At 71.3% G+C, this 19051-nt stretch carries 17 protein-coding genes and 1 tRNA gene; 9 read left to right on the forward strand and 9 right to left on the reverse strand.

Annotation, left to right across the window (positions count from 1 at the left end; all coding sequences use genetic code 11):
• Nucleotides 1-137: 137 nt before the first annotated feature.
• The 4 genes from MYF83_RS42410 to MYF83_RS04435 all read left to right on the forward strand — a co-directional run bounded on the left by MYF83_RS42410 (nt 138) and on the right by MYF83_RS04435 (nt 4940).
• Nucleotides 138-1217 carry a YflT domain-containing protein gene (locus MYF83_RS42410; protein ID WP_279339074.1) on the forward strand — a complete coding sequence of 360 codons (1080 nt, stop codon included), beginning with the start codon at nt 138-140 and terminating at the stop codon, nt 1215-1217.
• A gap of 191 nt (nt 1218-1408) precedes the next feature.
• On the forward strand, nt 1409-1783 hold the full coding sequence (locus MYF83_RS04425) for an FKBP-type peptidyl-prolyl cis-trans isomerase (RefSeq protein WP_114032652.1): 375 nt from the start codon (nt 1409-1411) through the stop codon (nt 1781-1783).
• Nucleotides 1784-2113: 330 nt separating this feature from the next.
• On the forward strand, nt 2114-3640 hold the full coding sequence (locus MYF83_RS04430) for an ATP-dependent DNA ligase (protein ID WP_248958857.1): 1527 nt from the start codon (nt 2114-2116) through the stop codon (nt 3638-3640).
• A 532-nt stretch (nt 3641-4172) separates the two neighbouring features.
• Nucleotides 4173-4940, forward strand: a complete 768-nt coding sequence (locus tag MYF83_RS04435; protein ID WP_248958858.1) for a septal ring lytic transglycosylase RlpA family protein — start codon at nt 4173-4175, stop codon at nt 4938-4940.
• Between the two features lie 35 nt (nt 4941-4975).
• Here MYF83_RS04435 and MYF83_RS04440 read toward each other — a convergent pair whose 3' ends face one another.
• On the reverse strand, nt 4976-5509 hold the full coding sequence (locus MYF83_RS04440; RefSeq protein WP_248958859.1) for a DUF1707 and DUF4870 domain-containing protein: 534 nt from the start codon (nt 5507-5509) through the stop codon (nt 4976-4978).
• Between the two features lie 220 nt (nt 5510-5729).
• On the opposite strand from MYF83_RS04440, the gene MYF83_RS04445 reads away from it, so the two are divergent.
• Entirely contained in the window at nt 5730-6074 is a 345-nt protein-coding gene (locus MYF83_RS04445) for a hypothetical protein (RefSeq protein WP_248958860.1), read from the forward strand.
• Between the two features lie 79 nt (nt 6075-6153).
• Here MYF83_RS04445 and MYF83_RS04450 read toward each other — a convergent pair whose 3' ends face one another.
• The 6 genes from MYF83_RS04450 to MYF83_RS04475 form a co-directional block, all read right to left on the reverse strand.
• A complete protein-coding gene (locus MYF83_RS04450; protein WP_248958861.1) occupies nt 6154-7236 on the reverse strand; it encodes a DUF4192 domain-containing protein in 1083 nt (360 codons plus the stop codon).
• A gap of 89 nt (nt 7237-7325) precedes the next feature.
• Nucleotides 7326-8126: an EI24 domain-containing protein gene (locus MYF83_RS04455; protein WP_248958862.1), complete on the reverse strand. Its 801-nt coding sequence runs from the start codon at nt 8124-8126 to the stop codon at nt 7326-7328.
• 40 nt (nt 8127-8166) lie between these two features.
• Entirely contained in the window at nt 8167-8769 is a 603-nt protein-coding gene (locus tag MYF83_RS04460) for a Maf family protein (protein ID WP_248958863.1), read from the reverse strand.
• 541 nt (nt 8770-9310) lie between these two features.
• Entirely contained in the window at nt 9311-10354 is a 1044-nt protein-coding gene (locus tag MYF83_RS04465; protein ID WP_248958864.1) for a hypothetical protein, read from the reverse strand.
• Nucleotides 10355-10607: 253 nt separating this feature from the next.
• Nucleotides 10608-11294 (reverse strand): peptidyl-tRNA hydrolase, encoded by a 687-nt coding sequence (locus tag MYF83_RS43600; protein ID WP_248958865.1) that lies wholly within the window; start codon nt 11292-11294, stop codon nt 10608-10610.
• 109 nt (nt 11295-11403) lie between these two features.
• A complete protein-coding gene (locus tag MYF83_RS04475) occupies nt 11404-12807 on the reverse strand; it encodes an MFS transporter (protein ID WP_248958934.1) in 1404 nt (467 codons plus the stop codon).
• A gap of 70 nt (nt 12808-12877) precedes the next feature.
• Between MYF83_RS04475 and MYF83_RS04480 the strand changes: the two genes are divergently transcribed.
• Together MYF83_RS04480 and MYF83_RS04485 are read left to right on the forward strand one after the other, a co-directional pair.
• Nucleotides 12878-13930 carry a GlxA family transcriptional regulator gene (locus MYF83_RS04480; protein WP_248958866.1) on the forward strand — a complete coding sequence of 351 codons (1053 nt, stop codon included), beginning with the start codon at nt 12878-12880 and terminating at the stop codon, nt 13928-13930.
• A gap of 36 nt (nt 13931-13966) precedes the next feature.
• Complete coding sequence (locus tag MYF83_RS04485) at nt 13967-15847, forward strand: propionyl-CoA synthetase (RefSeq protein WP_248958867.1); 1881 nt, start codon at nt 13967-13969, stop codon at nt 15845-15847.
• A gap of 63 nt (nt 15848-15910) precedes the next feature.
• On the opposite strand, the gene MYF83_RS04490 is transcribed toward MYF83_RS04485, so the two are convergent.
• Nucleotides 15911-15983: transfer RNA gene (locus tag MYF83_RS04490), tRNA-Ala, on the reverse strand.
• Between the two features lie 240 nt (nt 15984-16223).
• On the opposite strand from MYF83_RS04490, the gene MYF83_RS04495 reads away from it, so the two are divergent.
• Together MYF83_RS04495 and MYF83_RS04500 are read left to right on the forward strand one after the other, a co-directional pair.
• A complete protein-coding gene (locus MYF83_RS04495; RefSeq protein ID WP_248958868.1) occupies nt 16224-16913 on the forward strand; it encodes a tRNA-dependent cyclodipeptide synthase in 690 nt (229 codons plus the stop codon).
• Between the two features lie 44 nt (nt 16914-16957).
• Complete coding sequence (locus MYF83_RS04500; RefSeq protein ID WP_248958869.1) at nt 16958-17506, forward strand: EF-hand domain-containing protein; 549 nt, start codon at nt 16958-16960, stop codon at nt 17504-17506.
• A 39-nt stretch (nt 17507-17545) separates the two neighbouring features.
• Here the strand turns inward: MYF83_RS04500 and MYF83_RS04505 are convergent, their stop codons facing one another.
• Nucleotides 17546-19045: a vWA domain-containing protein gene (locus MYF83_RS04505; RefSeq protein WP_248958870.1), complete on the reverse strand. Its 1500-nt coding sequence runs from the start codon at nt 19043-19045 to the stop codon at nt 17546-17548.
• Nucleotides 19046-19051: the final 6 nt, after the last annotated feature.

Raw genomic sequence — 19051 nt, forward strand, 5'->3', positions numbered from 1 at the left:
TCCGATGACTCGGGGCGCGGTGACGCGCGTCCTGGAACACCGGCAGGACAAGCAGTCGCGTCGAAGGGTGATAAGTCGCCCGCCTCGGGTAGATCGGAGCGGCAAGTGACCCCCTAGCCGCGGAGGCGAGATTTCCCATGATCGGTTCGTTACCCGGGCCGGCCTCGCCGCTCGCCGTCGAGCGGCGGCTTCTGGTCAGCTATGACAACTATCCCGCCGCGCAACGCGCCGTGGACACGCTCTCCGACGCCGGATATCCCGTCCAGAATGTCGCCATCGTCGGCAACGACCTGCGCCTGGAGGAGACGGTCACCGGAAGGCTGACCAACCCCCGCGCGGCTCTCTCGGGCGCCATCAGCGGCGCCGTCTTCGGCCTCGTCGTCGGCCTGTTCCTCGGGCTGTTCACCACGACGACCGGCTCGTTCTTCGCCCTGGTGGTGTGGGCGATCTTATGGGGCGCCGTGATGGGCGCCGCCTTCGGATTCGCCGGTCACGCGTTCAAGGGCGGCACCCGCGACTTCACCTCGCGCAGCGCCATCGTGGCCGGCCGGTACGACGTCCTCGTGCCCTCCGCTGCGCTGGAGGAGGCGCTGGCCGTGCTCGAGGGCGGGACCAGGCCCGCCGACACCGTCGTGGTCGAGCGGCCGCCGTCCAGCGGTCCGCTTCCGGGCTCGAGCGTCACCCGTCCCGAGCCCTACCCCACGTCATCCGGTTCCAGCGCGACGACCGGCGCCCGGCCGTCACCGGCGGAGGCTTCGGCCGCGATCCACGGCACCGAGCCCGTCGCCCCTCCCACAGTCGCCGAGCCGGTCATCAGCTCCCCCGATCCCGCCCACGCCGATCCCGCCCACGCCGACCCTGCCCTGGCGACCACGGAGGAGTCCGGCGCCGTGCGGCCCGCCACCACTCGCGCCGAGGCGATGGAGGAGGCCACCGTCGCCATCCCCCTGTCGTCCGTCCCGCGTACGCCGTCCTCCGCCCCGGAACCGGTGCCGGAACCGGAACCGACACCGACACCGACACCGACACCGACACCGACCATGGCACCGGTGCCGGAACTTGCGACCCCGGACACGCCATCGGCCCCGGAGCCCGAGAACGCGCCGGCCAAGACCAGAACCGCCAAGACGGCCAAGGCCGCCAGAACCACCGGGACCGAAGGCGCCCCCGACGATCCGGCCCCGGCGTCCGACCTCCAGGACGGATCCCCGAGATGATCGACTAGAGGCGTCGTGTATGGCAGGGCAGGGCGTGCGGAGGCATCGCGTGCGGGAAGACCCGTGGGGTGCCCTTGCCGCCCGTGAACCGTTGCGACCCCGTAGAGTCGTGCGGTCGGCCGAACGGCGGCCGGCGATCGGTCCAGGCGCTCCCGTTCACAGGTGGCGCGCAACCTAATCAAGGAGAACACGTGGCACTCGAGAAGCCCGAGATCGACTTTCCGGAGGGCGACGCGCCGGCGGATCTCGAGATCGTAGACATCACCGTGGGAGACGGTGAGGAGGCCAAGCCGGGACACATGGTGAACGTGCACTATGTCGGCGTCGCGTTCTCCACTGGTGAGGAGTTCGACGCCTCGTGGAACCGTGGCGACTCCTTCCAGTTCCCGCTCGGCGCCGGTCGGGTCATCGCCGGCTGGGACCAGGGTGTGGCCGGCATGCGCGTCGGCGGCCGTCGCCGCCTCACCATCCCGCCGCACCTGGGCTATGGCAATCGTGGCGCCGGCAATGCCATCAAGCCGGGCGAGACGCTCATCTTCGTCGTCGACCTGCTCGGCGTGAGCTAGTCCTCTACATGAGCCGACCACGCGGCGGAGCCGGCCGTCCGGCGGAAGTGCCACCGGATGCCCGGGGCGGATGCCTCGGCTCCGACCTGGGCTTCAGTGCGGTGAGCAACTCCGTCTGACTTCGTCGCGTGGCCGCCTCTTCCCGCCGGCGCGGGCCTCGGGCTCCCGGCCTTCCACTTGAGATCTCGGCCTGTTCTCCCCTGTCCGGCGCCGGTGTTCCCGGTGCCGTGGCGGCGGAAAAGGGTACGGCGACGCCCGGACCGCCTGTCCGAGGGTGCGCGGACTGCCCGGTATGAGCACGGTCGGCGGTGAACTGGCACGATGAGACCTGTGTTGCTCATCGACCTCGCGCGCACCTCGGTCGCCGTCGCGGCGGACTCCGCCCGCCTCGCCAAGATCGGACACCTCGCTGAGCTACTGGGCAGGGTGGAGCCGGGAGAGGCCGAGATCGCCGTGGCGTACTTGTCAGGGGAGTTGCCGCAGCGGCAGATCGGCGTCGGCTGGCGCACCCTGCAGGACCTTCCCGAGCCACGCCAGATCGCCAGCGCGACCCTGACCGAGGTCGACGACATGCTCAGCCAGATCAAGGCCTTGGCCGGACCGGGGTCGCAGGCCGCGAGGAAGGAGCTCGTCGGCGAGCTGTTCCGCTCGGTGACCCGCCAGGAACAGTCCTTCCTGCTGCGCCTCCTGGGCGGCGAGCTGCGGCAAGGGGCCTTGAACGGGGTCATGGTGGAGGCCGTCGCCAAGGCTTCGGGCACGCCGGCGGCGGAGGTGCGGCGCGCCCTCACGCTGCGAGGCTGGCTGCCCGCGGTGGGCGCCGCCGCGCTGACCGGCGGCGTGGAGGCCCTGCGCTCGTTCCACCTCGAGGTGGGCCGTCCCGTGTCCCCCATGCTGGCGCAGAGCGCCCCCAACGTGCCCGCGGCCCTGGAGAAGCTCGGCGGTGTCGCCGCCCTCGAATGGAAGCTCGACGGGATACGCGTTCAGGCGCACCGGTCCGGGTCGGAGGTCAAGGTGTTCACCAGGACCCTCGACGAGATCACCGCCCAGGTGCCCGAGCTGGTGGAGGCGGTGCTCGCGCTTCCGGCCGACGACATCGTGCTCGACGGGGAGGTCATCGCCCTGCGGCCCGACGGCCGGCCGGAACCGTTCCAGGTGACCGCGAGCCGGGTCGCGAGCAGGACCGACACCGCCCGCCTGCGCGAGACCACACCGCTGAGCGTGTTCTTCTTCGACGCGTTGCGCGTGGGCGGCGTGGACCTGCTCGATCTCCCCGACAGCGAGCGGCACGCGGCGCTGGCGCGGGCGGTGCCGGCCGAGCTGCTGACCCCTCGCCTCGTCACCGCCGACCCCGAAGAGGGCATGGCGTTCTTCGCGGAGGTCGTCCGGCGGGGACACGAGGGGGTCGTGGCCAAGTCGCCCGCCACACCGTACGCCGCCGGACGGCGTGGCGCCGGGTGGGTGAAGGTGAAGCCCCGTCACACCCTCGACCTGGTGGTGCTGGCAGCCGAGTGGGGGCACGGGCGGCGCCAGGGCAAGCTGTCCAACCTGCACCTGGGTGCCAGGGATCCGGAGTCGGGCGACTTCGTGATGCTGGGCAAGACGTTCAAGGGTCTGACGGACGAGCTTCTGGCCTGGCAGACCGAGCGGTTCCTGGCACTTGCCGAGGGTCCGAGCGACGAGTGGGTGGTCAGGGTCCGCCCCGAGATGGTGGTCGAAGTCGCCTTCGACGGCGTGCAACGCTCGCCGCGCTACCCCGGCGGCATGGCGCTGAGGTTCGCCAGAGTGCTGCGCTACCGGCCCGACAAGCGCGCCGAGGACGCCGACACCGTCGACTCCGTCCGCGAACTACTTTTCTGACCACACCCCACACCCACCTCCGACCCGCGAACTCCTAACCGTCCCACGCGCTTCCCTGACCTGCCGCTCCGCCGTCCGGCCGACCACGGCGCGCCTTCCCTGACCCGCCGCTCCGCCGTCCGGCCGACCACCGCGCGCCTTATCCGAGCCTCCGCTCCGGGGTCCGGCGGGGCTGTGTGCTTCTGGTCGCGCCACACGTGTGCCGGGTGGCGGCCCTTACCGGCGGGGTTGATCACGTAGAGAGTGACTTATATCACTTTACGTGTGCTTTACTCCCTTTACTGCCTCTTTGTCCCATATGGTGCTGCGAATTACGCAGTGGGCGTTTCGCGCTCGCTACGTGCCGGGACGTCGGTGCGTTCTCCCAGGTCCGCGTCTTCAGCGCTCCCCCGCGCTGTCGTCCCGTGTCCTTGTCGCCTACCTAGGACCGTGATTCCCCTTGGGCCTGCACGCCTCCCCCACCCGTTGGTACGAGAAGAGCCTCCCCTGGTCGCGTAGCGGCACGAAGCGGCGCGGAAGGTCCGTCGCCGTCGTGACCGTCGTGGTGGCGGCCGCGTGCGCGGGCGCCTGGGTCGTCGTTAGCGGTGAATCCACGTCCACCAACTCCGGCCCGCACCCGGCCGCTCGGCCGATCACCTCCGGGGCTCTTTCGAGCACCGCCGGCGGCGCGGTCCAGATGACCGGCGCGTTCGGCGCCTTCGGGACCCCCGGCGGGTTCGGGACTTCCCGGCCGTCCGGACCCGGGAGCCCGGCCGGCGCGGCTCTGAGCCTCCTTGCCCCTCAGGCGGCCGGTAGCACCCCGCCGGGAACGTCACCCGCACCTACGCCGGACCGCACCGCCTCCCGGACGAAGGCTCCCTCAGCCGTCACGGCCCGGGAAGGCGGTCCCGCCACGGCAGGGACCCGCACTGAGGCGGCGGGAACGACGGAGGGCACCGCGAGCGCCCCCACGAAGGCCACCAAGTCCGCCAATGCCTCGAAGAAGAAAAGCGCCTCCAAGGAGGCCAAGGTCATCGCGTTGGGCAGGTGCGGAGCCTCCTTCTACGACGAGGGTCAGATGACCGCCAGCGGCGAGCGGTTCAACCCGAACGCGATGACGGCGGCCCACAAGACCCTCCCCATGGGAAGCAGGGTGCGCGTCACCAACCCGGCAAACGGCAAGACCGTTACGGTCCGGATCAACGACCGGGGACCCTTCGTGGGCGGACGCTGCCTGGACCTGTCCCGCGCCGCGTTCGACGCCATCGGCAACCTCGACACTGGCGCGATGACCGTCAAGTACGCCGTTCTCGCCCGCTGACCGCCCCTCGCGGCCGACAAGGGTGGCCGGCCGGGTCATTTGATCAGGCGTACCGTGAGGGGGTACCGGAACGGGGCGTCGCTCAGCGCGGTGGCCGCGCCGACGACACCGAGCACCAGGGCCGCGACCCAGATCACCGGGATCAAGATGATCCCGACGACGGTGAACGGCAGCAGGATGGTGGCGCCGAGCACCGTCAGGTGGAAGTTCAGCGACTCGATCGCATGCTGCCGGATGTACGGGGAGGTCCGTCCACCGGTCAGCAGCATGATGAGCGGGCCGATGACCGACAGGCCGAAGAGCGGGAGCACGTGCGCGGCGACGGCACCGAGCCGGTCGCCGCCCGTGAGCGGCATGGCGTAGTGCGGTCGCACCTGCGGCGCCGGCGCCGGCGCGCTCGGCACGACCCGCGACGGATACAGATCGCGCATGATCGGGGCGAGGTCGGCGTGGGTACGCGCGGTCATCGCGAGGTGGAGCCGCTCGTCGAACTCTTCCTTGTCGAGCCTGCCCTCCGAATACGCGACGGTGACGTGCTCGACTACCTGGTCGCGGTCCTGGTTGGTCACTCGAAGCTGAGGGTGAGGCGCTGGCCCCCACCCTCCGGTGGACGGTGTCGCCGAAGGTCTCACTACCCCTGCCATTAGCGGCCGTACCTTTCTGATAGAACCGGTCGTGTTTCTCATTCTTGGCGTCATGACCAAGCCGGTCTATCCGGAACAACCCCGACACGACCCCGATGTGGCCCCGAGGCCCCCATTTGTCGCCCGCTCCAGGTATACAAGGGATATGGGATGGCGGGATCGCTATGGAATTCGTCGGCTGCGTGGGCCGAAGATCGCCAAGTTCGACCGGGAGGCCAACGACGGCGACATCGAGGCGTTGATCGCCTTCGCGAAGTCCCGGCAGGGCGTGGAGTTCTACGTCGAGCCGGAGACCTTCGCCACCGACACCACCGCGGTCGCCGTGGCCCATGACGGCGAATGGACGCGCCGCCGAGTCGGCTCCCCCGCCGTCATCATCAAGGTGGCCAGAAATCTCGCGCTCCCTGTCTACGACGTCCAGCTCACCGGTTATCCGCGCAGGATGCGGGCCTACAACGAGCGACGCCGAAACAGCACGCCGCAAGAGTGAGCCCCATTCCCGCCACCTGAACGAGCGGCCTCCCCGCCTTCTCGACGAGAGTTCCTCTTCCGCGCGCATCGTGCACTCGCTATGGGACGCCGACGGTGTGCTCATCGAGGAGGCCCAGCATGGGATGGAGCCAGTCCATGCGCGGAGGGCCCATGCTCGCGTCGAGCTCCTCCGGGGTCGGCATGCGATGTCGCAGGATGTCGGGGCTGATGAGCTGCTGGAGCCCCTGCGCCAGAAGGTTGGCCATGGAGTAGGACGGGTCGGCGGCCAGCGCGCGCTCGACGGCGATGCCGGCCAGCGCCGAGTCGCCGCGCCGCCAGGCCGCGGCCCCCAGCAGTGAGGCGACCGGAGGCACGAACGAAGGCTCGAGCCTGCGGGTGAGGTCTGTCCACAGCGCTACGTGAGTGTCCTGGGTGGTGTCGTCCATGAGCGTCCACGCCTCGTCACGGATGCGGATCACGGAGAGATCGATGCCGAGCCGGGCGGCCTCGTGATCGGGCAGCCGCCCTTGCCGCTGGAAGCCGTCCAGGGATCGGCGCACCCGGGCCACCCCTTCGGCGACGAACTCGGCGGGGACATCTAGGGGGCAAGGTGTGCCGGCGAGCCTTGCCCGCACCTGCGCGGCCACCGACCGGGTCGCCTCGCGCATCTTGACCCGTGCCGCTCCCTCGACGGGGGCCACCGACCGCTCCAGGCTGTCCCTGCCGGGCAGCGCCACCAGCCCTCCGAAGGTGGCCTGCGCGGCGACCTCCCCGGTCGTCGGGTCGTATGGCCGGCCCTCGGGCGGGCAGCACTCGACGCGCGTGCAGACATAGGACCAGTAGCGTGCGCCCTCGGCCCGGAGGGCTTCGATGACCGCGATGCCGGCGTCGGCGAGCAGCCGCCTGACCTCGTCCATGGCCGGAGTCACGAGAGCGCCGTCACCGAACCCGGCGAGGATCGTGTGCGTGGCCTCCTCGCGCCGGAGGAGCGGAACAAGCCGATCGAGCGCTCCCGGCGGTATCGGGAGATCCCACCTCGTGGTGACCCGCAGCCGACCACGCACGCCTTTGCCGGCGAACGCGATGACGACGAGGCTGTCGGCAGGATGGAAGCCCAGGATGTAGGGCACGGCCCCGAGGATGTCGTCGGGGGAGGTGAGGAGTATCGGAGATGGCGTCATGCACGCAAGGATCACCTGCTCGCAGCGGCGCCATCACGGTGAGTGAGATTCTGTGGACAACGAACCGAACGGCATTCAGGTCATGGTCGTCAGGGGCGAGGCGGACCGCCGGCGGGGCCGCCGGGCACGAGCCGGGCGCGGACCATGATGGTCGCACCCGCGACGGCGGCGGGCATGGCCACCACCGCGCCGAAGGGAATGAGGAAGATCAGGAAGACCAGCACCCCGAACCCGAGAGCTGGTGACCGATCGGCGCGGAGCACCGCGAAACGCTGCTTACGCGCGAGCCCTCTGCGCTCCATGGCCAGCGCGGTCAGCTCCACCGTGAGGAAGAAGCCCGACACGGCGGCGCCCAGCACCGGGACCACGGTCTGGCCGATCACCGGCACGAAGCCGAGGACGAACAGCGGGATGGTGAACATCAGCACGTACACCAGCGTGATCAGGCTGTCGCGCACGGACCGGGCGATCGACCGCCAGAGCGGTATGTCGGCCGCCTTCTCGACACCGCCCATGTCCTCCTCCACGCGCTCGGAGAGCTTCTCGTAGAACGGCTCGCCGATCGCGAGCGTGGCGGCGGTGAAGGTGATGACGGCCAGTACGAGCCCGAGCGCGAAGACGACGAGGCCGAGCAGGAACCGCAGACCGTCGCGGGCGACCTCGCTCCAGTCGTCGGCGAACGGCGTGGCCCACGAGGCGAGGTCCCCCGCGTGATTGCCCAGCAGCACCAGGGCGACGATGTAGAGCACGAGCGCGATCAGGGCCGGGATGAGCCCGAAGAGCCATTGCCGCGGGTTGCGCGCGACCCAGCCGAGGCCCTGGAAGAAGTATTTGATCCCGTCGGCGAAGCCACCGATCCCGCGGCGGATGGGCTGCCCGATGCTGTTCATGCCCGGCAGGGTAACGCCTCCCGTCCGGACAGTCGCAAGATCAGCGCAAAGATCCCTGTTTCCAGAGAGATGTCACAGGAACTCCCAGCTCCGCGAAGAGGCGGCGGAGCAGGGGCAACGAGATGCCGAGCACGTTGCCGTGGTCTCCGTCGATGCCGTCCACGAACCAGCCGCCGAGGCCGTCCAAGGTGAAGGCGCCCGCCACGCGCACCGGCTCCCCGCTGCCGGCGTAGGCCGCGATCTCCTCATCGCTGGGCGTGCCGAAGCGCACGACGGTCGAGCCGACCTCGGCCGCCTCCGCTCCCGTCGCGGCGTCGATCACACAGTGCCCGGTGAGGAGCCTGCCCGTACGGCCGCGCATCGCCCGCCACCGCGCGACGGCCTCCTCGGGCGAGGCGGGCTTGCCGTGCGCGCGCCCGTCGAGCTCCAGGACGGAGTCACAGCCGATGACCAGGCCCTCGGAGAGGCCCTCCGCCACCACCGACGCCTTCGCGCGCGCCAGGGTGAGGCAGAGATCGGCGGGTGTGTCGGCGGTGACGGCCTCTTCGTCTACGCCGCTGACGATCACTGCAGGGTCGAGCCCGGCGTTGCGCAGGAGCGCCAGCCGGGCAGGCGAAGAGGAGGCGAGGACGATCTCTGTCATGTCTCCCGAGCCTACTGCGGTCCCCGCGAACGTTGGCCCTGCCGCCCGGCACGACGACGACGCCGGCGAGCCGTCCACGAACGTTCGCCGGGTTCCCCGCCGCATGGTGGCGCCGACATCGCCGCACCACTACTCGCCGCCGCGGCGCCAATACACCGGCACCACAGGACGAAACGGGGAAGTCACCCAGGCGAAGGTGAGTGACACCCAGCCACACGACACGCAAGCACGCCATCACGGCGCCCACGCGCAGGCACCGTACAGGACGAAACGGGGAAATCACCCCGGCCGAGGTAAATGACACCGAGCCAGAGAACGCGCAAGCTCGCCGTCGCGCTGCCCATGCGCAGGCACCGCACGGGACGATATGGAGAGGTCACCCGGCCGAAGTGAGTGGCACCGAACTACAGGACGCGCAAGCTCGCCGTCGTGGTATCGGTGTGCAGGCACCGGACGGGACGAAATGGAAAGGTCACCCGGCCGAAGTGAGTGGCACCGAACTACAGGACGCGCAAGCTCGCCGTCGGTGAGTGGCGCCGGGTTAGAGGACGCGCAGGCTGGATATCAGGGTGTTGATGTCGGGGCGGCGCTTCTTCTGGGCGTCGGGAATCGTGATGAAGACCATGGCAGGCTTGGCGGAGGGGACGTCGATCAGGGCGACGGCCGCGGTCGAGACGCGCTTCTTGCCGTCGACCTTGTAGTGCACCTGGTAGCCGAGGAGCCAGCCCTTCTGCTTGCCCGCCTTGATCGCCTGTGACGCGGTCCACGTGATGGTGGATCCGTCCGGGTGGTAGTTGAGGGTCCAGCGTGCCGCCAGGTAGGCGGTGTCCTTGAGCTCGTCCTGGATCGCGATCGGGACCGGGCACGTCGCCAGCATCCCGCGGTGGCCCGCTCCCTTCACCACGGGAAGCACCCGGCGCGTGCCGAACGGCGCGGACTTCACGAGCTTCCAGGCCTTCGTGAAGCGCGTGAACGTGATGCCGGACCGCTTGTCCTTCACCCGCCCCTTAGTGGGAGCGCCTCGCCCGGGGAAGTCGGCGAGCTTGCGTACGGAGGGCGGCGCGGGGACGCGCGGGTCCGCCTCGGCGGCGGCGAGCGCGCTCCTGCCGGGCACCGGGGTCGGCACCGGGGTCGCCCCGGCCTGCGCGGAGACGGCGGAGGGTCCCGAGGCCCCGGAGGTCGCGGAAGTCCCGGGTGCCGTGGTCCCCGATGCCGCGGCGGACGGCGCCGCGGAGGAGGCCAGGGCCGAGGGGTCCACCGAAGCCGAGGGATCCGCCGAGGCCGAGAAGTCCGCCGAAGCCGAAGGGGCGGAGGGGTCCGAGGGGTCCGAGGACGCGGCCGGCGGAGACGAAGCCGGGAGCGCGGACGCGGCCGTGGGCGCCGGCTTCCCCCGGTCCACCACGAGGAAGACCACGGCCGCCGCCACGACGGCCAGGGTGGCGACGCCCCCGACGGCGATCCGGTAGATGACGCGCATCGGCAGGTCGCCCAGCCGGGCGATCAGCGAGCGCCTGGCGGGCGGAGGTGACGGCGGAGGCTCCTCGATCGTGATCTTCGGCAGCGGTGCGGTCTCCGCTTCTGCCATTACGTACGTTGGGACGGCCTTGGTCCCGTAGTTCCCACCCACCCCATTTGGCACGAGGGGAGCGTACGACAAATCCCCCATTCATGCCCGAGTTCCCGATCACACTTCGGGAACGAGTCCCTACCGCATAGAGGTTTTCGTACGCTCTGACCTTTGCGTTCACGCCCCGGTCAACGGTTCTCGCGGGCGGGCCGGCCAGGGCTCCAGGGCCCGTACCAGCAAAAACGATCATGGACCAGGGCGCCCGACGGAACTACCGGGACGGGTCGCGAAGGGGACCCCACCCGGCGGGACGGTGGCCGCCGGCCCGCAGCCAGGGGGCGTCGGCGACGACCGTTCGCGAGCCAGGTTCGATCTCGGTGAATCCCGCGTCACGCACGACCGGAAGCCCGCTTTCCACCAGCGCCGCCCACCGCCGCGGTCCCGCGGTGCGCACGGCGACCGGCAGGCCGTCCGCGTGCCAGGCCGAACGGGTCGGCTCGTCGGTGCCCCACCAGGCGAGCTGGGCCGCGTGCCCGGCCTGGGCCATCGCCTTGCCCGCCGACATGTCCAGCGACGGGTTGAACCAGAGCACCGCGGCACCGGGAGGGGGCGGCTCCGGCGGCGCGGCGTCGGTGAGGTCGGTGCCCGAGACCTGCAGGCGGGACAGCTCTTTGGGCCAGGCGTCGAGCGGGATCGGCGGGTGCACCCGCACCTCGGCCGAGCGCAGCGTGACCGTGATGCCCGGCAGTTCCTGCACGCGTCGCCACTCGGTCCCCCTGGCCCGGCGCACGACCTTCCTGATGCCGATGGTCTCCCACGCCTGCACGGCCTCCGCCCACTCGCCGCTCACCGCGCGCTCGTCGGTCAGCAGGGTGAGCACGGCCAGCGCCGCCGCCTCGAGGGCATCGGTGCGCTCGGGCGGCGTGGCACGCTCGATGCGGACGACTAAGGGGAGCACTCTCTGGTCTGGCCCGTTCACGCCCCAAGGATCTCAGGCCCGCAGCGGTAGCGGTCCAAGACGTCCATCCTTTGGACGCGGGCCCGCGGGCCCGCGGGCGTGGGGGAGGTCAGGCGCGTGAGCCGGTCACGGCCACCGGTTCTTGGGTCGTGGCGCCGCCGGGAGTGGCGCCGCCGGCGTTCCTGGCGATCCGCAGCGACATGATCGCGGCGATCGCGCAGAGCAGCCCCGCCCCGTACCAGGCCGCGTCGTAGTGACCGAGGTGGTCGCGGGTCACGCCGGCGGCCACCGCGGCGATGGCGGCGCCGATCTGGTGGGAGGCGAACACCCAGCCGAACACCACGGCACCGTCCGGCCCGTAGATCGTGCGGCACAGCGCCACGGTCGGGGGCACGGTGGCGACCCAGTCGAGGCCGTAGAAGATGATGAAGACCAGCATGCTCGGCTCGGGCGTCGAGGCGAACAGGACCGGCAGCACCAGCAGCGAGGCGCCGCGCAGGGCGTAGTACGCGCCGAGCAGCAGCCGCGGGTCGACCTTGTCGCTGAGCCAGCCGGAGAACACCGTCCCGGCGATGTCGAAGACGCCGATGAGGGCGAGGAGGCCGGCGGCGGTGGTCTCGGCCATTCCGTGATCGTGGGCGGCCGGGATGAAGTGGGTGCCCACCAGGCCGTTGGTGCTGGCGCCGCAGATGGCGAAGCCGCCCGCCAGGTACCAGAAGGACCGGGTGCGGGCCGCGGACCTCAGCACGGTGATCGCCCGCACGGCGGCGCCGCCGCGCCGCGCCGCCGGTGCGACGGGGGTTTCGCCTCGCGCCGGGGCGGCCGTGCGGCCACTCCCTCCGGATGAGAGCGCGGGTGCGGGCAGGTCGCCATCGGCGACCGGGGCGGGGGGCTCGGCACCGAGGGCGGTGAGGCCGACCTCCTCGGGGCGGTCGCGGAGCAGGAACCAGACGAGCGGGACGACGGCCAGCGCGGCTCCCGCGACGACCAGGGCGGCGACCCGCCATCCCGGTCCTTCGGCGATCCACGCGAGCACGGGCAGGAAGATGAGCTGGCCGGCGGCTCCTCCGGCGGTGAGCACGCCGGTGACGATGCCCCGGTGGCGTACGAACCACCGGTCGGTGACCGTGGCGACGAAGACCAGTGCCATCGAGCCGGTGCCGAGCCCGACCAGCACTCCCCAGCAGGCGACGAGCTGCCAGCTCGCCGTCATGAACACGGTGAGCCCGCTGCCGAGGGCGACGAGCAGCAAGGCGCAGGCCACGACGCGGCGCATGCCGAGGCGGTCCATCAGGGCGGCGGCGAAGGGCGCGGTCAGGCCGTACAGCATCAGGTTGACCGAGACGGCGAGGGAGATGGTCCCCCGGGTCCAGCCGAAGTCCTCCTCGAGCGGGGTGATGAGGACTCCCGGAGTGGCGCGGAATCCCGCGGCCCCGACTATCGCGACGAAGGCGACCGCGGCCACCACCCAGGCCCGATGCAGTCGTGGCCTTCGCTTCACGTTCAAGGTCATGCCGACATAGTGGATGACCTGGCCATACCCGGCGAGTGGCTTGAAAGCCAATATGTGCAAGGATCGGGCCATGGCTCATCGCATCGTGGTCCTCGCACTCGACCACTTCGCCACTCTTGACCTGGGCATTCCCGGGCAGGTCTTCTGGATCGCCGAGGACGCCGACGGCCGCCCGCTGTACGAGGTGATCACGTGCAGCCCCGGCGGGCGCCCCGTACGCGGATCGGCCGGGTACAGCGTGCTCCCCGACCACGACCTGTCGGCCCTGCGCACGGCGGACACCGTGGTGGTCCCGGGCATCCACGGCGGGTCGCCGATGCTCGACGGCACGCTGGACGGCGAGGTGCGGGACGCCCTGCGGGAGGCGGCCGCCCGATCGCGGATGATGTCGATCTGCACGGGCGCGTTCGTGCTGGCCGCCGCGGGGCTGCTCGACGGGCGGCCGGCGACGACCCACTGGAGGAACACCGATCTGTTCCGGTCGCTGTACCCCCGCGTCCTGCTCGACCCCGACGTGCTGTTCATCGACGACGGCGACCTGCTCACCTCCGCCGGGGTCGCCTCCGGCATCGACCTGTGCCTCCACGTCATCCGCCGCGACCACGGGAGCGAGGTGGCCAACCGGGTCGCCCGGCGCTGCGTCACCCCGCCCTGGCGGGAGGGCGGCCAGGCGCAGTTCATCGAGCGGCCGCTGCCCGAGCCCGGAGGCGCCACGACCGCCCCCACCAGGGCGTGGATGCTCGAACGGCTGGGAGAGCAGCTCGACCTGCCCACCCTCGCCAGGCACGCGCGCATGAGCGTGCGCACGTTCACCCGCCGCTTCCGCGAGGAGACCGGCCTGAGCCCCGCGCGGTGGCTCATCAGGCAGCGGGTGGAGCACGCCCGCCACCTGCTGGAGACCACCGACCTCCCCGTCGACCAGGTGGCCGCCCGGGCGGGCTTCGGCACGGCCGTCTCGCTGCGCCAGCATCTGCACGCCACGGTGGGGGTGGCGCCCCTGACCTACCGGCACACCTTCAAGCCCGCCGCCTCCGCCCCCTACTCCCCCGGCGCCTCCTCCCGGCCCATTCCGTCCGGGCAGGACGGCTCGCGCTCTGTCGCCGGAGCAACCGGTGAGTCATGATGGCGGTCCGACAGATTGGCGGGTGAGCAGGTGACCATGTCGTACGCGGACGCCTTCGCGAAGAGCATCGCCGACCCCGACGGATTCTGGGGTCAGGCCGCCGAGGCCGTGACCTGGGATCGCGCGCCCGCGAAGGTGCTCGACGACGGCGCGGCGCCGTTCTACCGGTGGTTCGCCGGCGGGGAGCTCAACACCTGCCACAACGCCCTCGACCGGCATGTGGCCGGCGGGCGCGGGGACCAGGCCGCGCTGATATACGACAGCCCGGTCACCGGCACGGCTCGCACCTACACCTACGCGGAGCTGCTGGAGCAGGTCGCGCGGTTCGCCGGGGTCCTGCGCTCGCTCGGAGCCGGCAAGGGCGACCGGGTGGTCATCTACATGCCCATGGTGCCGGAGGCGGTCGTGGCCATGCTGGCCTGCGCCCGCCTCGGCGCCGTGCACTCGGTGGTGTTCGGCGGCTTCGCCCCCCGCGAGCTGGCCGTACGCATCGACGACGCCCGGCCGGCGGTCGTCGTGTCGGCCACGTGCGGCATCGAGCCGTCAAGGATCGTCGAGTACAAGCCGATGCTCGACAGCGCGCTGGAGATGGCCGAGCACACGCCCGCGCACTGCGTGATCCTCCAGCGTGAGCAGGCTCCCGCGACGCTGGTGCCCGGGCGCGACCTCGACTGGCACGAGGCGATGGCCGCGGCCGAGCCCGCCGAGTGCGTGCCGGTCGCCGCCACCGATCCGCTCTACATCCTGTACACCAGCGGCACCACGGGGAAGCCCAAGGGCGTCGTGCGCGACAACGGCGGCCACGCGGTCGCGTTGCTGTGGAGCATGCGCAACGTCTACGACATCGCGCCCGGGGAGGTCTTCTGGGCGGCCTCCGACGTGGGCTGGGTGGTCGGCCACTCCTACATCGTGTACGGCCCGCTGCTGCTGGGCGCGACGTCGATCCTGTACGAGGGCAAGCCGGTGGGCACGCCGGACGCCGGGGCGTTCTGGCGGGTGATCTCCGACTACGGGGTGAACGCCCTGTTCACCGCGCCGACGGCGTTCCGCGCGATCAAGAAGGAGGACCCGGAGGCGTCGCTCCTGGCCGAGCATGACATCTCGTCGCTCAGGACGCTGTTCCTGGCGGGTGAGCGGCTCGACCCGGACACCTACCACTGGGCCACCGACAGGCTGGGCGTGCCGGTCGTGGACCACTGGTGGCAGACCGAGACCGGCTGGGCCGTCGCCGCCAACCTGCGCGGGCTCGACCCCATGCCGATCAAGCCGGGCTCCCCCACCGTCCCGGTGCCCGGATACGACGTGCGGGTCCTCGACATCGTCGGCGAGCGCTGCGCTCCGGGAGTGGACGGCGCGATTTGCGTACGGCTGCCGCTCCCCCCGGGCACGCTGCCCACGCTCTGGCGGGACGACGAGCGTTACCTGGCGTCCTACCTGTCCGCCTATCCGGGGTACTACCTGACCGGCGACGGCGGCCATGTCGACGAGGACGGCTACCTGTTCGTCATGGGGCGTACCGACGACGTCATCAACGTGGCCGGGCACCGCCTGTCCACCGGTTCGATGGAGGCCGCGCTCGCGGGCCATCCCGCCGTGGCCGAATGCGCGGTGATCGGGGTCGCGGACGAGCTGAAGGGGCAGGTGCCGCGCGGCCTGGTGGTGCTCAAGAGCGGAGTCGAGATCGACCACGGCAGCCTGCGCGACGAACTGGTCCGCATGGTGCGCGACCAGGTGGGGGCCGTCGCCGGCCTGAAGCGGGTGGACATCGTGCCGGGGCTGCCCAAGACGCGCTCGGGGAAGATCCTCCGCAAGACCATGCGGGGCATCGCCGACGGCGCCGACGAGCCGGTGCCCTCCACGATCGAGGACGCCTCCGTGCTGGACGCGCTGCGCCCGGTGCTCAGAACGCACCGCTGAACGGGCGGTGAGACGCCGATGCCGCCTGCTATGAGGCGGCATCGGGATGAGATGTGCGGGGTGTGGAGCTATGGGGATTCGAACCCCAGACCTCCTCCATGCCATGGAGGCGCGCTACCAGCTGCGCCATAGCCCCTGGTGACGCCACGGACGGCCATCCGGCCGCGTGGTGCCCCGCCAGTGTATCGGACTTCGCCCCGCGAGCCGAACCGCTCGGACGTCCCAGGCCGCCCCCTGACGCGGTACCGGGGCCGGGGCGACGTCGCTCGGACGCCCGCCCACGCCGGCCGGGGTGCCACGACTGCGATAAAAGCGTTCAACTACCAATAGTGGCCATCCAACTACGAAAGGTGTCCGCGTTTGCTACTTTCCGGGCATGAGGAACGTCACCGTCCGGCCCCTGACGAGCACCTGTTCGCGCATCGTGGCCGGGCGCGAGCACGCCCTCGTGGGCGTCAGCGCGCTGAACGGATACTTCTCGCAGGCCACGATCACCGAGCTGCTGCGCTGGGCCCTCGCGACGTTCGCCCGGGTGGACGTGCTCCTGCCGGGCAGCGAGTTGGAGAGCACCCTGCGCGGGCGCGGCCACGCGGCGGGCAAGGTCAGGCGCAAGGCCAGGATGGCGATCAACAACACCCGCAACCGGGTCAGGCGGGCGCTCGGCGACCTGGGCGCCGCCCCCGGCTCGGTCGCCGTGTTCAGCTGGTCCGACCTCACCGCCAACCGGCCCTACACGGCCATGCGCGCCACGGCCGAACGGCTGTACGCGACCGACGCCGCCTTCCGTGACGCCTGCCTCGAGGCGGTCGTACCGGTGATCTCCAGCGGTCCGGAGGAGGCGGTGAGCCGCGAGAGGGCCGAGATCGCGGTGCCGTTCCTGCTGGGCGAGTTACCGCTCGTGGTCGACACCCCGGCGATCCTTGGCACCGGCTCGTCGGTGTTCTGCTACCCCCGTCCGATGCCGCTGGTCAGCCACCTGTACGGGGGCCTTCTTCCCATCTCGCGCGCTCCCGGGCAGGGTTTCCTGGTCACCACGCTGTCACGCGTTGACACCACGTCTCACTGAGGGTAACGATTAGGCGCCCACGCGCCCGCCCGCTAGGAGCCGAGATGCATTCGAGCCCCCACGCGCTCAACGCCGGATCCGCGTTCGACACCAGCGATGTCGACCAGGACGGCTACATCGACAAGGAGGACATGCGCCTGGTCGGCATCCAGCTGGCCGACCGTCTCGGCCTCTCCGCCGACGCGCCCTCCCGCGTCGGCCTGCTGGACGCCTACGCCCACGTCTGGGAGAACGTCATGGCCGCGGTCGGCACCGACGACACCGGCCGCATCAGCCGGCAGAGGTACATCGAGTACGCCGTCTCCCCCACGCTCGACCGCACCCGGTTCATCGTGGCGATCGTCTGGCCTATCACCGACGCGCTGTGGGACGCGCTGGACGCCGACGGCGACCAGCGGCTCAGCATGGAGGAGTACCTCCGCCTCTGGGCGGCCTACGAGGTCGAGACCGCCGAGGCGCGCGAGGCGTTCATCCTGCTGGACACCGACGGCGACGGCCATCTCGGCAAGGACGAGTTCGCCCAGGCGATGTACGACTTCTACTTCAGCGACGATCCCCGGAAGGCCGCCGTCCCGATCCTCGGGCGGTCCTGACCGCGCTCCGCGGCCGGCGGCCCCACCTGGCCGGTCCCCTCACCGCAGCGAGCCTGCTGTGCGGATCAGCTCGGCCAGCTCGGTGACCATGGGGTCCTCGGTCGCCGTCGCCAGCCGTCCCGCGTGCTCCGCCAGGGCGCCGAGGCTCTCGGTGAACAGCTCGTCGTCGGCGTGCCTCAGCCGCTGGGCGAAGGCGGCGACCACCGCGTCCACCTGGAGCCGCGGCGGCGCCGAGCCCCACAGGGAGCCCGACAGCTCCGAGAGGTCCACCGCGCGGCTGGTCTCCGCGGGCTCGCGGGTGTCGGGGTCCTGCCAGCGCACCGTCGCCATGGCGAGCTGCCCGGACGTGCCCGGGCGCAGGCGCACGGCGTAGAGCGCGGTGACCGCGTGGCCGGGCCCCACCTCACCGCCGTCCTTGGCGTCGTTACGGAAGTCCTCCTGCGCCAGCGCCCGGTTCTCGTACCCGAGCAGCCGGTAGGACGCGACGGTGGCCGGGTTGAAGGCCACCTGCGCCTTGGCGTCGCGGGCCCGCAGGTCCAGGCTCGCCGGCAGTCGCTCCACGAAGATCTCGCGCGCCTCCTCCCGGGAGGCGACGTAGACCGCGGCGCCGTCGCCGTGGTCGGCGAGCTGCTCCATCAGCGTGTCGCCGTACTCGCGCCCGACGCCGACGCACAGCAGCGTGATCCGGCGTCCGGCGTACTCCTCGACCCGGTCGAGGATGCCCTGCCAGGAGGTGTCGCCGTTGTTGGCCAGGCCGTCGGAGAGCAGGATGACGCGGTTGGTCGCGACCGGCCGGAAGGCGCGGGACGCCTCCTCGTACCCGGTGACCAGCCCGGCCTCCAAGTTGGTCGAGCCTTCTGTGACGAGCGTGTCGATGGCGGCGTGCAGGTCGTCGCGCTCGCCGGCCGGGGTCATGGGGAGGCGCAGCCGCGCCCGGTCGCTGAAGGAGACGATCGACACCTGGTCGCCCGGCCCCAGCTGGTCCACCAGCGTGTGGAGGGCGTCGCGCACCAGGTCCAGCCGGCCGGGGTCGCGCATGGAGCCCGAGACGTCCACCACGAAGGTGAGGCTGGCGGGCCGGCGGGCGGCGGCGTCGGCGGTGCGGGTCTGCAGGCCCACTCTCAGCAGCGCGGTGCCGTCCGCCGCGCCCTTGGCCCCGTCGAGCTGGAGGGCGAAGCCGTCGCCGGGCGGCTCGGGGTATCCCTGCCGGAAGGCGTTGACGAACTCCTCTGGCCTGACCTGCGCCGGGTCGGGCAGGCGGCCCTCCTTCAGGCTGCCGCGCGCGTAGCCGTAGGAGGCGGTGTCGACGTCCAGGGCGAAGGTGGAGATCTGGTCCGCCGGTTCGTCCCGTGCCTCGCCCGGCGGGCTCGGCGCGGTGGGTGCGGACTCGCTGCGCGCGGGCGCCGCCTGGTCCTGGCCCGTGCCGCCGGCGGGGCGGGACGGTTCGCGCGCGCCGGACGTCTCGTTGGAGCTTGCGCCGCAGGCGGAGACGAGCAGGGCGAGCGCGATCAGAACGCAGACGAGGATTCGTGACTTCATAGGAGG

The organism is Sphaerisporangium perillae, from assembly GCF_023276435.1.
In the GTDB taxonomy this organism is placed as follows: Bacteria; Actinomycetota; Actinomycetes; order Streptosporangiales; family Streptosporangiaceae; genus Sphaerisporangium; species Sphaerisporangium perillae.